12 protein-coding genes are annotated in these 15,151 nt (G+C 30.8%); 3 read left to right on the forward strand and 9 right to left on the reverse strand.

The annotated features are described in order from the left end of the window. Window positions 1–33 precede the first annotated feature (33 nt). The 8 genes from ACKTTC_RS12155 to ACKTTC_RS12190 form a co-directional block, all read right to left on the reverse strand. Window positions 34–1,302 carry a DUF819 family protein gene (locus tag ACKTTC_RS12155; protein ID WP_408040105.1) on the reverse strand — a complete coding sequence of 423 codons (1,269 nt, stop codon included), beginning with the start codon at window positions 1,300–1,302 and terminating at the stop codon, window positions 34–36. Window positions 1,303–1,332: 30 nt separating this feature from the next. After that, complete coding sequence (locus tag ACKTTC_RS12160) at window positions 1,333–1,992, reverse strand: DUF2490 domain-containing protein (RefSeq protein ID WP_408040106.1); 660 nt, start codon at window positions 1,990–1,992, stop codon at window positions 1,333–1,335. Window positions 1,993–2,165: 173 nt separating this feature from the next. Further along, complete coding sequence (locus ACKTTC_RS12165) at window positions 2,166–5,867, reverse strand: DUF7619 domain-containing protein (protein WP_408040107.1); 3,702 nt, start codon at window positions 5,865–5,867, stop codon at window positions 2,166–2,168. A gap of 99 nt (window positions 5,868–5,966) precedes the next feature. After that, entirely contained in the window at window positions 5,967–9,170 is a 3,204-nt protein-coding gene (locus ACKTTC_RS12170; protein ID WP_408040108.1) for a WD40/YVTN/BNR-like repeat-containing protein, read from the reverse strand. 160 nt (window positions 9,171–9,330) lie between these two features. Beyond that, a complete protein-coding gene (locus ACKTTC_RS12175) occupies window positions 9,331–9,501 on the reverse strand; it encodes an Arc family DNA-binding protein (protein WP_408040109.1) in 171 nt (56 codons plus the stop codon). Between the two features lie 5 nt (window positions 9,502–9,506). After that, window positions 9,507–10,430, reverse strand: a complete 924-nt coding sequence (locus ACKTTC_RS12180; RefSeq protein WP_408040110.1) for an alpha/beta hydrolase — start codon at window positions 10,428–10,430, stop codon at window positions 9,507–9,509. Then, complete coding sequence (locus ACKTTC_RS12185) at window positions 10,423–10,923, reverse strand: hypothetical protein (RefSeq protein ID WP_408040111.1); 501 nt, start codon at window positions 10,921–10,923, stop codon at window positions 10,423–10,425. Before ACKTTC_RS12185 ends, ACKTTC_RS12180 begins: the two co-directional genes overlap by 8 nt. A gap of 109 nt (window positions 10,924–11,032) precedes the next feature. Then, a complete protein-coding gene (locus tag ACKTTC_RS12190) occupies window positions 11,033–11,893 on the reverse strand; it encodes an SPFH domain-containing protein (RefSeq protein ID WP_408040112.1) in 861 nt (286 codons plus the stop codon). A 115-nt stretch (window positions 11,894–12,008) separates the two neighbouring features. Between ACKTTC_RS12190 and ACKTTC_RS12195 the strand changes: the two genes are divergently transcribed. From ACKTTC_RS12195 to ACKTTC_RS12205, 3 genes are all read left to right on the forward strand, one after another. Next, window positions 12,009–12,788, forward strand: coding sequence for a S1/P1 nuclease (locus ACKTTC_RS12195; protein WP_408040113.1), 780 nt, complete (start codon window positions 12,009–12,011; stop codon window positions 12,786–12,788). A 101-nt stretch (window positions 12,789–12,889) separates the two neighbouring features. Next, on the forward strand, window positions 12,890–13,432 hold the full coding sequence (locus tag ACKTTC_RS12200; protein ID WP_408040114.1) for a TlpA family protein disulfide reductase: 543 nt from the start codon (window positions 12,890–12,892) through the stop codon (window positions 13,430–13,432). Window positions 13,433–13,438: 6 nt separating this feature from the next. After that, window positions 13,439–14,056: a thioredoxin family protein gene (locus tag ACKTTC_RS12205; RefSeq protein WP_408040115.1), complete on the forward strand. Its 618-nt coding sequence runs from the start codon at window positions 13,439–13,441 to the stop codon at window positions 14,054–14,056. Between the two features lie 61 nt (window positions 14,057–14,117). Here ACKTTC_RS12205 and tsaD read toward each other — a convergent pair whose 3' ends face one another. Next, window positions 14,118–15,146 (reverse strand): tRNA (adenosine(37)-N6)-threonylcarbamoyltransferase complex transferase subunit TsaD, encoded by a 1,029-nt coding sequence (gene tsaD, locus ACKTTC_RS12210; protein ID WP_408040116.1) that lies wholly within the window; start codon window positions 15,144–15,146, stop codon window positions 14,118–14,120. Window positions 15,147–15,151: the final 5 nt, after the last annotated feature.

Genomic DNA, 15,151 nt, shown 5'->3' on the forward strand with positions numbered 1-15,151 from the left:
TTCTGATATTTTCGTCTGCAAATATGCAGAATTCTATGCAACTTTTGAGGCCATTTCCATTAAAATTGTACACAAAATAGCTCCGTAGGTTCCTACAACATATCCAAATACAGCTAATAGCACACCAACTGTAGCTAAAGAAGGGTGAAAAGCCGCAGCAACTACAGGAGCACTTGCAGCACCTCCAACATTTGCTTGGCTACCTACAGCAAGGAAGAAATAAGGAGCACGTATAAGCTTTGCAACTAAAATTAAAAGTCCAGCATGAATAGCCATCCAAACTAAACCAATAGCAATTAATCCAGGGTTATCTACAATTTTAGCTAAATCCATTTTCATACCAATAGTAGCTACTAATACGTAAATAAAAACACTTCCTATTTTACTAGCACCAGCACCTTCATAATTTTTAGCTTTGGTAAAAGATAAGATAATTCCAATTGCAGTTGCAATAGTAATCATCCAAAAGAATTTTGAAGAAAATGAAGATAAAGCAGATGTTTTATCAGCAATTGCACTCACATTTTCAGTAAGAAAAGCAGAAATCCCTTCAGCTCCAAAATGTGCAATTCCTACAGCTCCGAAAGCTAATGAAAGCATAATCATTAAATCAGTTAATGAAGGATTTCTTGAAATCTTATTAGTAAAAGAACTTACTTTTTCTTTCAATGCTTCAATAGCTGATGTATCTGCTTTTAACCAAGTATCAATTTTATCAGACTTTCCTATTCCAATTAATAATAAAGCCATCCAAATATTAGCTACAACAATATCCACCAATACCATTCCACCATATTTTTCTGGGTTGTATTGATAAATTTCTAACATAGCTGCTTGATTTGCACCACCACCAATCCAACTACCGGCAAGTGTAGATAAACCTCTCCAAACTGCATCGAATCCAACACCACCAACTGTTTCTGGAGAAACTAAAGAAATGAGTAAAATGGCTATTGGCCCACCAATAATAATTCCAAGAGTTCCTGTAAAGAACATAATTAACGCTTTTGGACCAAGATTAAAAATAGCTTTTAAATCAATACTTAACGTCATTAAAACTAATGAAGCAGGTAGTAAAAAACGACTGGCTATATAATATGTTTTAGAAACATCTGACGATATTATTCCGAGTGAGTTAAAAATGGCTGGAATTAAATAACACATTAATAAACCAGGCACGATTTTATAAAATTTAGGCCAGAAACCTTTTTTAATACTTTCGGTATAAAATACAAACCCAAGGGAAATCATTAAGATTCCAAAAACAATAGCATCGTTTGTAAATAGTGGTTGTTCTTGCATAGAATAGATTATTTGAATGCTCTAAAATAATTATTTCTTTTTAGTATGATCTGTGCTAATAGCAATACCAACCTGAATTCTATCTAAGTTGAGATTATTTATATTAATGCTCATATAGCCAAATTGTAATTTTACAATTTTAGAGAGTTGGTATTTAAAACCAAGTCCAAACCAATTTTGATTGTATGCATCTCCACCGTCAAAATCGAAAAAGACTTCATCGTAGATATATGTAGACCATTTTTTTGCAATCGGATAACTTAAACCTAATTGATATCTTAATAAATGACCAGTTTGAGAATTAAAAAAACGTTGTTCTGCTCTTAACCTATGAGCGAAACTTAGTTTAGAAATTTTATGGTTAGCAAGTAGATCTTCATAAATACGATGATCACCAAAGGTTCCGCCATCCAATCCAAATGTAGTATCTGTATCTAGAAATGCATATCCTAATGTAGCACTAAATGTGTTGTCAATTTTATAATTCACACCAAAACGTAAAATGTATTGCTGCAGATCTTCTCCAATTTCAAAAAATCTAAAATGTGCCATCGATTTTATACTAAATCTTTCAGATACTTTGTGTGAACCATTGTACATGTACCAAATTCCTAATTCTTTTTCAGGGTTACTTTGTGCAGATATTTTAACTAGTGTAAAAGCTAAAATGATAAAAAAGTATTTTTTCATTCGATTTTTATTGATTAATAATATTTTCAATTTTAGGAAAGTAAATGTACTAATTTCAATATTGGCAATTTAAATAAGTTTTTTTAGCATTTCTTAAATCAAAAAACACCCGTTTAGTAATTCTAAACGAGTGCAATTTAAAGATGTAGGTTAACATGTATTGTAAAGACTGCTTAGTTTGTCTTTACAAATTTTTTGGTTAAAATTCCTTGGTCGGTATGAACTTTAATAATATAAATGTTCGGGAAAAGGTAGCCTACATCAAATGTGGTGACATTTCCAAAATAGAATCCAACAATTCTATCGGCTAAATCATGAATAGCAATATATTGTACCTGAACAGTATTTATCTTTTTTGTAATATTTAATATACCAGATGTTGGATTAGGGTATACAGTAAAAAAGTCATCAAATCCTGTAGGTGTTGTTGTTTCTTTTTTAATTTCTACACGTTCAGTATTTGTAATAATTGGCGTATTGAAATCGAAATGAATTGTAGCATTATTTTCAATAATAGTATTTTCTGCTAGTGTATCTAATGTTTTAATTTTAAAAAGAATATAGCCTGAGTTATTGTCGCCTTCATTAAGAAGGTTAATATCTTCAAATAAAAATGTAACATTCTCGTCATTGGTAACTGTAGTTACATAAGAATGGCTAGCTTGTAATGGTTCTAATGTTTTTATATCAAATATGTTAGTGTCTATTAGAGTTTCTAAACGAACATCTATAGTCTTCTCAGTATATATGTTTTCAAATCTGATTAAGTAATGTAAGTAGTTTCCAACATCATCAGGATCTAACCTATTGCCTTCTAAACAAGTAATGTTATTAGTTTCAGTTGTACTAGAAGACGTTTTAGAAAATAGTTGACCATTTTTTGTTGCTACCATAGTTCTACCACTTGTAGTAGTTGGAGTAGCTACTACAGTTTGATTGAAAGTCATAGTATTATCTAGCGGCACATCGTCTGTTGCTCCAGCAATTGCAACAGTATAATTTAAAACATCATCTACATTAACAGCCGGAGTATCTGTTGTGTCATTAATACTCATAGAAATGGAAATCTCTCTAGATTCAAAAGGTTGTAAATTATTGAATGACCAAGAGAGTTCATTGGTAGCTGTAGAGGAAGTAGATGGAGATGCATTTGCTAAAGTAAGTATGTCTTCATCATACGAAAGTGTTATTGTTCCAGACTGTACGATAGTTCCATTATTTTTATAAGTTATGATATAAGACGTGTTTGCTCCAGGAGAAGCTGGCGATCCAATCGGAATAATAGTAGTTGCTAAATCGTTTAAATCTTGGTTTTTAGTAACACAATAATCTTGGACTTTTACAGGACCATTGCCAGGAAAATTAATGAACTGAGGAAACGAAGTAGTATTAGGCGTAATATTAAAAGCTTGAGAGTTTGGAGTGGTAAAACTAGTAAGTAAGAAGTAATTTCCATCGGCTACAGCAGCTTCATAATATCCGTTTTCGTCAGGAATAACAACAGTTGGTAAACCTCCAGAAGTTGGATCTTGAATAATGAACTGTATTTTAGTAAACCCGTTATTTGAATCATTACAATCGGTTCCATTACTACTATATTTTACAGTCCCTTTAATAAAGTTTTGCTTAGTACAATCAATTCCAACTTCGTAAGTACTATAACCAATTGTATTCCTTCTTTCTTTGGCTGCGTTAACAAGTTCAGGGTTTATACAGATATAAGATAGTTTTGGAGTGAATTCGAAATAAACATTATCAAAATTATTGTCAAAAGTTTGCCCTGTTAAAAGTGCAGTTGTAAGAAAAGGATTACCGGCAAATACCAAACTATTTAAATTATTGTTTCTAACATCTAACGTAGTAAGATTATTATTACCAAGACTTAAAACTTTTAAATTAGAGTTATGATCTAGGTTAATTGTAGATAATTGATTTTCTCCAAGTCTTAAAGTTTCTAAAAGTACATTATTACTTAAATCAATATTTGTAAGTTGATTTTTTGTGGCTGTTATGCTTTTTAGATTTGCATTATTATTTAGTTGTAAACTATTTAGTTGGTTTTCATGTAAATTTAAAGTCTCTAGTGCTGTATTATTAGTTAGATCAATAGAAGAAAGCTGACAGCTGTTTAAAACTAGAGATGTAAGATTTGTGTTATTACTTAGATCGATAGAAGATGTAAGAGGAGTTTGGTTAATAATTAGAGAGTTTAAAGCAGCATTATTATTGACATTGATAGTGGAGAGATTACTATTTGTTATTGTAAGTTTATTCAATTTTAAATTACCAGTTAAATCAATGGTATTAAGCTGCTCATTGTCTGACAATCTTATTTCCGTTAACTCATTATTATTGTTAAAACTTACATTAGTTAAAGAGGCACCTATTAGCTCAAAAGATTCTAAAAGAGTATTTGTATTTAAGTCAATATTTGTAAGTGGTAAACCTCCTAGTCGTATTTTTTTAAGATTCGAATTACTACTCAAATCAATTGAGTTGAGAGGTAAGTGAGTTAAGTCAATTCCTTCTAATGAGGTATTATTAGTAAGATTAATGTTTGTAATTGCTTTATTATATATTGTTAGCCTTTTTAAACTAGTTTGATTACTTAAATCTATTGCCGTAATATTTTGAAGTTCAATACTTAAATTTTCAATAAGAGTATTGTCTTCTAAATTGATAGTACTTAGAGTACTATTATCACTACCAGTTATATGAAGAGATGTTAGATTAGTAAAGAATTTTAATTCAGACAGATCTGTAAAATCAGCAGGGATGTTATTTTTATATCCATACGCTAAAAGTTTTGTAATTGCTTCAGCTTCAGAAAAGCTAATTTCCCCATCATTATTGGTGTCTACTTCATTAATAGGGTGTAATATTGCATCTTTAAATCTTGGATCTTTAAAATGAATAATATTTCCTATGCCACAATTAAGACTAATTTCATAGTTGGAATAATTTGTAGTCCCTTTTTTATTATCGATTTCTTGAAAAAGTTGAGGTGCAACACATATATGCTCTAAGTTCAAACAATTTTCAAAATGTAAACTATTGGTTGCAGCTGAAAATGTATGTGAACCAGCTATAAAAGCTTCTTTTAAATTGGGGTTATAACTAAAATCTAAAGAATTTAAAGAGTTTTGTTTAACATCAATACTAGTTAAACTGTTATTGTTAATATAAAGATGTTTTAATGCTGTATTTAGAGAAACATCAATTGCTGTTAGACTATTATTATTTAGCCTAGCATATGTTAGTAAAGTATTATTCGATAAATTAATTGATGTTAATTGATTATTAGAAGCGTATAAAGTTTTTAAAACGGTATTACTATTAATATCTAAAGTATTTAGTTCATTTTGGCTAATATTTAAAAATTCGAGTAAAGAATTATTACTAAGATTAATAGAAGCGATTTTATTACCACTAACATCAATATGTTTTAAAGAATTAATAAGCCCTAAATTAATGTTATTTAGTGTTGAGTTTCCAACTACATCAATTCTTTCCATTAAGGTATTTCCTGAAAGATTAAGAGAAGTTAATAAAGGATTAGATTGAATGCTTATTTGAATTAACGAAGTATTAGCACTTAAATCTAAACTTGTAATAGAAGTCTCAATAACATCTAAATATTTAATGTTTGTAAAGTATTGTAAATCGGAAAGGTCTGTAAAAACATTAGAAAAAAAGCTTAATTTTCCTTGTAAACTTTGTGCTTCTTGAAAGCTAATTTCTCCATCATTATTAGTATCAGTTTGCGTTGCTTGAACTATGAATTGCTTAAAAATAGGATTGGTGAAAGTAATGTTTTGTGCATAGAAGTTAAACACACAGCAAAAGATGCTGAGTAGCAAAATTTTTTGTTTCATATTTAGTATTTTTTGGGTGACATTGCAAAAATACTTTCTGTATAACAACAAAAAATCACCCGAAATGGGTGATTTTAAGTGTGAAATTATTTGAAACTCTTATTTAATAGAAAATGTTTTAGTTTCCTTAAAAGGAGAAATAGTAATATTTTCTACCTCTTTTTTATATGCTGGCCAATCTTTTTCGAAGAATACATTGGTCTTTTCTAAGGCAGTAGCTAAAGCGTTTTTAAACTGATCAACTAAACGTTTTTCTGTAGGAGTTTGTTTACCAAATCTACTATTAATATACCAAGAGGCTGTTCCTAATCGTTGGCTAACATTTACTTCAGGACTTCTGATAATTCCTTGTCTCTTATCAACTTTACCTAAATAGATATTTAATAAGGTATCGATTTTCTTAATAACTTCCTTAGAAGATTTAATCTGATCTTTGTATTTTTTCTTGTCTTTAGTTGAGAATTCTTTTTTATAACCCTCTGCGATTTTTTTACTTTGAGCTAATTGTTTTACAGCTTCAAACAATACTTTTTGCTGCTTTTCTAAAGCCTTTAAAGTATTGTACTTTTCATTAATAGCTTCCTTAGAGATTTGTAATCTAGGATCGTATTTAACAGTAATGTTTTGCTCAGAAACTTGGTCTCCAAAAGTAACTCTCATTTTATAAGTGCCAGGCTTCACAGAAACACCACTTGGTTCCCTTTTTAGTTTTCTAATAGTTCTTGAAGGTCTTGCAACTCCTTTTTCAGTCATTCCCCATGTACCACCATGAATTCCATTTTCTTTTGGAACTTTACGCTTTAATGTTCTAATAAGACGATCACCATCAAAAACTTCAAACTTTATAGAATCCCATTTAACTTTGTTTTTCTCTTCAGTTTTTTTCTCAGTTTGCTTCTTGTTTTTCTCTTCTTTATTAGTAGCATCTTTTTTAGGAGCATTTATATAGTAATGTAGTTTAGCACCCCATGAACGATTGGTACCATTAAAAATAGCATCTGCTCCAAATCTACTACCAGTAGGTTGTTGATAATTTGCTTGGTATGCCGTAGGAGGCTCAAATAATTGAATCCTTTTTTCCAAAACACTTTTGTTAGCCGCAATAGCTCTTAAAGGACGAATATCATCTAAAACCCAAGCTGCCCTACCAAAAGTACCAATAACCAAATCATGTTCTCTAGGGTGAATTACTAAATCTTTTACAGATACAGTCGGGAAGCCTTCAGTCCATTTCGTCCATTTTTCACCAGCATCAATAGAAATATATAAACCATCATCTGTTCCTAAGAATAATAAGTTAGACTCTACCGGATCTTCTACAATACTTAAAGTATAGCTTTTTACATCATTTTCATCAACAATACGTTGCCAAGTTTTTCCATAGTCTTTCGTTCTAAAAGCATAAGGAGTATAATTAAAACGACGGTAATCATTGGCAACCAATAAAGCTTCACCTTTATGTTTGTTAGAAGCTTTTATTTGCACAATCCAAGTACCAGCAGGTAATCCTTTAATATTTTTAGAAACATTAGTCCATGTAGCACCACCATTTTTGGTGTATTGTACTTGCCCGTCATCTGTACCAACCCAAAGCATGTCTTTTTCTAACGGAGAAGGCTCAATAACTAAAATTGTATTATAATTTTCAGCTCCAGTAGCATCTAAAGTTAATCCGCCACTTTCGTGTTGCTTTTGTTGTTCTTTATTGTTTGTAGTTAAATCAGGAGAAATAACTTCCCATGTTAGTCCTTTGTCTGTAGATTTATGAACAAACTGACTACCGAAATATAATGTTGAATTATCAAAAGGATCAATATTGATAGCAGAGTTCCAATTGAAACGTAATTTAACATCAGGATCTGGGTGGGTTGGTCTTACAGTATAATTGTTACCTGTTTTATAATCATATCTAGATACAAAACCTTGTTGGCTCATAGACCATCCGTATCTTGAATCATCTTTATCTGGGACTACATCGAAACCATCTCCAAAACTAATTTCTTGCCAATAAGAGTTTCTAATTCCTTGTGTTTTCCATACATAAGCAGGTCCTCTCCATGAACCATTATCTTGCATTCCTCCATATACATTATAAGGAAATTCATTATCTACATTAATATGATAGAATTGAGCTACAGGTAAATTTCCAATAAAGCGCCATGTTTTACCACCGTCTTTGGTAATATTTAATCCACCATCATTTCCATCAATCATAAATTTCCCGTTTTCAGGATGAATCCACCAAGCATGATGATCTGGATGTACACCATTAGACACGCCATAAGCAGGCATTAACTGACTAAAGTTTTTTCCACCGTCTTGGGAAACATTTACATATGTAAAAATAGAATATAAACGATTTTCATTTTGAGGATCCACAAAAATATCTGAATAATAGAAAGGTCTGTTGCCAATTCCAGCTTTATCGTTTACTTTTTTCCACTTGAACCCACCATCTTCACTCTTGTATAGAGCGTTCTTTTTAGATTCTACTAATGCGTATATAATATCTGGATTATTTTTAGCAATAGCTATACCAATACGTCCCAAATCTCCTTTTGGAAAGCCTTCTTTTTCAGTTATTTTTTTCCAGTTTTCACCACCGTCATATGTAATATAAAGTCCGCTTCCTTTTCCACCAGATTTAAAAAACCAAGGATCACGTTTATGTTCCCACATTGCGGCAATTAATTTATTAGGATTTGATGGATCCATTACTAAATCTGCAGCTCCAGTTTTGTTATTGTTAAATAAAATTTGTTTCCAAGTTTTACCTCCATCTATAGTTTTATAAACACCTCTTTCTTTATGTTCTCCCCAAGGAGATCCAATAGCAGCAACATATACAGTATTTGGATTGTCTGGATCTACAATAATACGATGGATATGACGTGTTTTTTCCAATCCCATCGATTTCCATGTTTTTCCACCATCTAAAGTTTTGTAAATACCATAACCACCATTTAAACTATTACGAGGATTTCCTTCTCCAGTTCCTACCCAAACCACGCTTGGATTAGATTGTTGGATAGCAACAGCTCCAATAGACGCAGTTACTTCATTGTCGAAAATTGGTTCCCATTTAATACCGCCAGAAGTAGATTTCCATAAACCACCTGAGGCAGTTCCTACATACATAACATCTGGATTTTCTTGTACAACATCAATAGAGGTTACTCTTCCGCTCATTCCACCTGGTCCAATATTTCTTGGTTTCATATTTTTTACCAAGTCCATAGAAAATTCTTGCGAGAATACAATTGAAGCTACTAGTAGTAATAGTAGCGTGATTGGTTTTTTCATGAAAAATGAATTAGTTGATTTTAAGTAACTAAAAATACAGCTAATTCATTTGACTATTTCTTAAAAAAGTGTTAATGCAACTTGTGGCATTTGATTTAGGGGGCTACAGGTGAAAAGAAAAGCGAGGAAAGAAGAAAAAAGGAAGAAGAGTTTTTTTATTTTATTCCTCTTCTTCTTTCTTTTTAGGATCTCTTTTAGCTTGTTTTAAGGTTTGCATAAGCATCCATTCGATTTGTCCGTTGGTAGAACGAAATTCGTCAGATGCCCATTTTTCTATAGCTTTGAGCATATCTTCATTGATTCGTAATGCAAATGCCTTTTTTTTCGCCATAATATTTATTGCTTCTTAATGAAGGTAACAATTGTTGAAATTAATTCTTTTGAAATAGGAAATTCGCTGCTAAAATAAGACTTCCTATTGTCTTCATCTTTAATAATGTCCTTTAAAACATGATTCATATTTTCTATAATTACTAATTGTGATGTAGGTAAACTATTATGGAGTTTTTTTGCATCTGCAATTGTTACTTGAGAATCTTTTGTTCCATTAATAATTAATGTTGGTTTCTGAATAGTTTTAAAAACTTCTATAGGATTATATTTCATCCAGGAAATAAGAAAAGCTTGATTTTGTGGTTTAAATAACGACAAAAGCATTGGGTTTACTTCTTTAATAGTCCCAGTTTTATTTAGTTCTTGTAAGTGGAGTTCTGTTATTAGTTTTAGGTGTGGAGCACTTTGTGAAACTTGCCTTACAATAGCTTTGTCTACAGACTCTCCCGGCCCCGCAAGTGATATATACATGTCTACATCATTTGCTAATAAAGCACCAATTAATGAACCTTGACTGTGGCCTACCAATACAATTTTAGAAAAATGATAATTTTTCTTTAAATACTGAATACTGATTTTTACATCTTCTACTAGATCTTCAAAAGATATATCTTTCAGATACTTAAAATTCTTTTTATTAGAAGTTCTTTTATCATAGCTGAAAAAAGCAATATTATTAGCATTCATTGCATTTCTAAACTGCTTAATATAGTTTGCTTTAATAACGTTTCCTTGGTTTCCATTTCTATCTACATTACCAGAACCATGAATCCAAACAACCAAAGGTTCATTTTTCTTAGTAAAACTTAGCGTTCCTGGAAGTTCAATACTATCGTTTTTAACAAGTATATCTTCCGTTGTTACTTGTGCAAAAGAGCAAATGAAAGTAACTAGATATAGTACGGTAAATAACAAAAATCTAATCATGATTGTTGGAATTAAAATAGTGATTAATACAGCTATCAGCTTCGTTTTGTTTATGTGTACCTAATAAAATTTTTTTCCCGTTTTTTAATACTAACTGGATACCAATATTTCCACTAATATTATAAGCGATACCACTTTTCATCTTAAAAAGATTACGACTTTTAATTCCCCAACCTCCATATTCAGTTAATGGATCGTATTTACGGGTATAAATTTGCTGAATTTCATTCCATTTTTTTACTCTATAAGTCCAATGGAAAGGGAAGAATTGATAGTGTACACCAACTTCGTCTATTCTAGTATTAAGCTTGAATAGAAAAATAAAGCCGCCTAATAAGATAAACAATCCCAAAGCAAATATAAATTCAGATAAAGGTATTTTATGATGTAAATATTGCTTTACAGTAATAATTGTATGAATAACAATTGTTAAGATTATTAAAATAATAATCCAAGGTTGATTGAAACGTTGTGACTCTTTAAAAACTCTCATAGTATTATTTGTTTTTATTACTATTCGTAAAATCTATTTTCAAATTAATTGTTTTATTCTCTTTCATTTGCTTGTTTTTTGAATAATTAATAGTTGCTGAATTACCATTTTAATGATTTAAAGTCCCTGTATTTACTACAGGTGAAGCATCTTTATCGCCACATAATACAATCATTAAATTACTTACCATTGCAGCTTTACGTTCTTCATCCAAATCAACAATCTCTTTTTTATTCAACTCTTCTAAAGCCATTTCAACCATACTAACTGCACCTTGAACAATTTTATGTCTGGCGGCAACGATAGCTGTAGCTTGTTGTCTTTTTAACATGGCATTCGCAATTTCCTGTGCATAGGCTAAATAACCAATTCTTGCTTCTAAAACTTCAATTCCTGCAATGGCTAAACGTTCTTCCAACTCTTTTTCTAAGGTTTCACTTACTTCATTTACGCTAGAACGCAGTGTAATATCTTCTTCATGCCCTTCATCAGCAAAGTTATCATACGGATACATACTCGCTAACTTTCTAACGGCAGCATCAGTTTGTACTCTAACAAAATTCTCATAGTTGTCTACATCAAAAGCAGCTTTATAAGTGTCAGTAACTCTCCAAACTAAAATGGTGCTAATCATTACTGGGTTACCTAATTTATCATTTACTTTCAAACGTTCGCTATCAAAGTTACTAGCACGTAACGATATTTTCTTTTTTGTGTAAAAAGGATTCGCCCAATACAAACCATTTTGTTTAATAGTGCCAATGTATTTACCAAAAAGTAGAATAACCTTTGAGGTATTTGGGTTTACGAGTATAAATCCGAAGGATAATACTATGGCAATAAACGTAATAATTAAAAATACAGGTTGACTTAGTTTAATAGCTGCTACAATACTTCCAAAAAATAAAATAAAGAATATAGATAACATTAAATATCCATTAGCTGGTTTGATGATTTTTTCTGATTCCATAAGTTTTAATTTAATAATGATATTATTTTGATATCATAAATATATGAAAATTTTTTATTTATTCGCAAAATTTTAAATTGAATATTTGTTACTTTCGCATAAAAGAGATAAAATAATGAAGTTAAATTTCATAGCGATATTAATATTTGTAATGGTTTCACAATCAGTTTTTTCGATTTCAGACTGGGGGCCAACAGGACATAGAGCAACAGGAGAAATTGCAGAAAGAAATCTTACGAGAAGAGCAAAACGAAAAATTGAAAAATTATTACAAGGAGAAGGTTTAGCATTTGTTTCAACCTATGCAGATGAAATAAAATCAGACAGAAACTATAGAGAGTTTTTTCCATGGCATTATGTAAATATGCCTTTAGATGGTAATTATGAAACTACGGAAAAAAATCCGAAAGGAGATTTAGTAACAGGAATTAATCACTGTATTAAAGTGTTGAAAGATGAAAATACTAGTGATAAAGACAAACGTTTTTATTTAAAAATGTTAGTGCATTTAATAGGTGATTTACATCAACCGCTTCATATTGGGAGAAAAGAAGATAAAGGTGGTAATACAATCCAAGTTCAATGGCATGGAAGAGGTTCTAATTTGCATAGAGTATGGGATGGAGATATGCTAAATGAATGGGATATGAGTTATATGGAGTTGGCAAATAATGCAAAAGATTTAACAAAAGAAGAAAAGAAAGCAATTCAAAAAGGTAATGTACTAGATTGGGTAAAAGAAACACATAACTTAGCAAAAGAAGTATATGGATCTGTTAAATCTGGAGATAAATTACGCTACAGATATTCGTATAAATATTTTCCTGTAGTACGCGAACAATTACAAAAAGGTGGACTGCGATTGGCAAAAGTACTTAATGAAATCTTTGGCTAAGATTTGTAAAAAATTATTAACGAAAGCCTTCGTAAAAGAAGGCTTTTTTTAGTTAAAAAAAGTTAATATTTAGAGAGGACATTAGTACTTTAATTAAATTTATGATGATGAAAGCAAAATATATCCTGATAGCTGTATTAAGCATTTTTGTTATTTCTTGTAAACAAGAAGTTAAGAAAGAAAAAACAGCTAAAGAAGAACCAGCGGCATTACCAAAACAAGAAGGAACTATTAAGGTTTTTAATTTTGATCAATTGGAACCATTATTACATAAAAAAGACGATAAAACTTATGTGGTAAATTTTTGGGCTACTTGGTGTAAACCTTGTGTTGAAGAATTACCAGCATTTGAGAAATTACATAAAGAGATAGATTCAGAAAAAGTTGAGGTTTTATTGGTAAGTTTAGATTTTCCTAATCAAATAGAAAGTGAATTAATTCCTTTTATAAAGAATAGGGAATTGGCCCCTGAAGTAGTGGTGCTAGACGATCCAAATCAGAACAAATGGATTAATGGAGTAGATAAAAGCTGGACAGGTGCTATTCCTGCAACATTAATCTATAATAAAAACAAAAGAACATTTTTCGAGCAGTCATTCGATTATGCTACACTTACAAACGAACTACAAAAATTTATTAATTAATAATTTATGAAAGCTTTAAAATCACTATTCATTTTAGCAATACTTGTTGGAAGTGTTGCATTTACAGCCAAAAAAGATAAAAAAGGATATCAAATAGGAGATAAGGTTGAAAACTTTACGCTGAAAAATATCGATGGCAAAATGGTTTCATTAACTGATTATGCTAAAGACAAAGGAGTAATTGTAGTGTTTACTTGTAACCACTGTCCTTATTCTAAAATGTATGAAGATAGAATTATTGCATTAGATAAGAAGTATAAAGGAAAAGGGTACCCTGTAGTAGCAATCAACCCAAATGATCCAGGGGTTTCTAAAGGAGATGATTATGCATCAATGCAAGAAAGAGCAAAAAATAAAGGATTTACATTTCCATATTTGTATGATGATGGACAAAAAGTATATCCAAAATTTGGAGCAACAAGAACACCACATGTATTTATTTTAAAGAAAGATAATAACGATTTTGTATTATCATACATTGGTGCAATTGATAATAATGCTAGAGATGCTAAGAATGCAGATGTTGCGTATGTAGAAAATGCAGTAGATGCTTTACTAGCAGGAAAAGCACCAGAAAAAACAGAAACAAAAGCTATTGGATGTTCAATTAAAGTAGCTAAGTAAAACAAGATAGTTCAGTTTAGAAACAAAAAACGTCGTTGTAATAATATACAACGACGTTTTTTTATTCTGTAACTTTTAAACGAGCTTTGGCAGCTACCGAAATATCAGAATAATCGTTGTCTAAATATTTTAAATAACCAGCAATAGCAATCATAGCAGCATTATCAGTTGTGTATTCAAACTTCGGAATATAAGTAGTCCAACCCCAATGTTTCTCTGCAGTAATAAGACGTTTTCTAATTTCTGAATTAGCGGAAACACCTCCAGCAATAGCAATATGTTTTATTCCGGTTTGTTTCACTGTGTTTTTTAACTTCTTTACTAAAATTTCAACAATTGTATGTTGAATAGAAGCACAAATATCGTTCAAGTTTTCTGTAATGAAATTCGGATTTTCTTTTACATTCTTTTGAATGAAATATAAAATTTGTGTTTTTAATCCACTAAAACTAAATTCTAAATCACCTACTTTAGGTTGTGTAAAAGGATAAGCTTTAGGATTTCCTTGCTGTGCATATTTATCAATTAAAGGTCCTCCAGGATAAGGTAAACCTAATATTTTTGCAGACTTATCAAAAGCTTCACCTACAGCATCATCAATAGTTTCTCCTAATACTTCCATGTCAAAATAATTTTCAATTTTCACAATTTGAGTATGTCCTCCACTAATGGTTAAACAAATAAAAGGAAAAGGAGGAATTTTAGCATTTTCTTCTTTAATAAAGTGAGCCAAAATATGGGCTTGCATATGATTTACATCTATCAAAGGAATATTTAACCCTACAGCTAAAGACTTTGCAAAAGAAGTACCTACTAATAAAGATCCCATTAAACCAGGTCCACGAGTAAAAGCAATGGCACTTAATTGTTCTTTAGTAATTCCTGCACGTTCTATAGCCTGCTGAACAACAGGAACAATGTTTTGTTGATGTGCTCTAGAAGCAAGTTCAGGAACAACACCGCCATATTTGGCATGTACTTCTTGATTGGCAATAATATTACTCAAAACTTTTCCGTTATGAATAATAGCAGCACTAGTATCGTCGCACGAACTTTCTATACCTAATATATATATGTCTTTCTGTTTCAAAGAAA

Source organism: Tenacibaculum amylolyticum, assembly GCF_964511145.1.
Lineage (GTDB): Bacteria > Bacteroidota > Bacteroidia > Flavobacteriales > Flavobacteriaceae > Polaribacter > Polaribacter amylolyticum.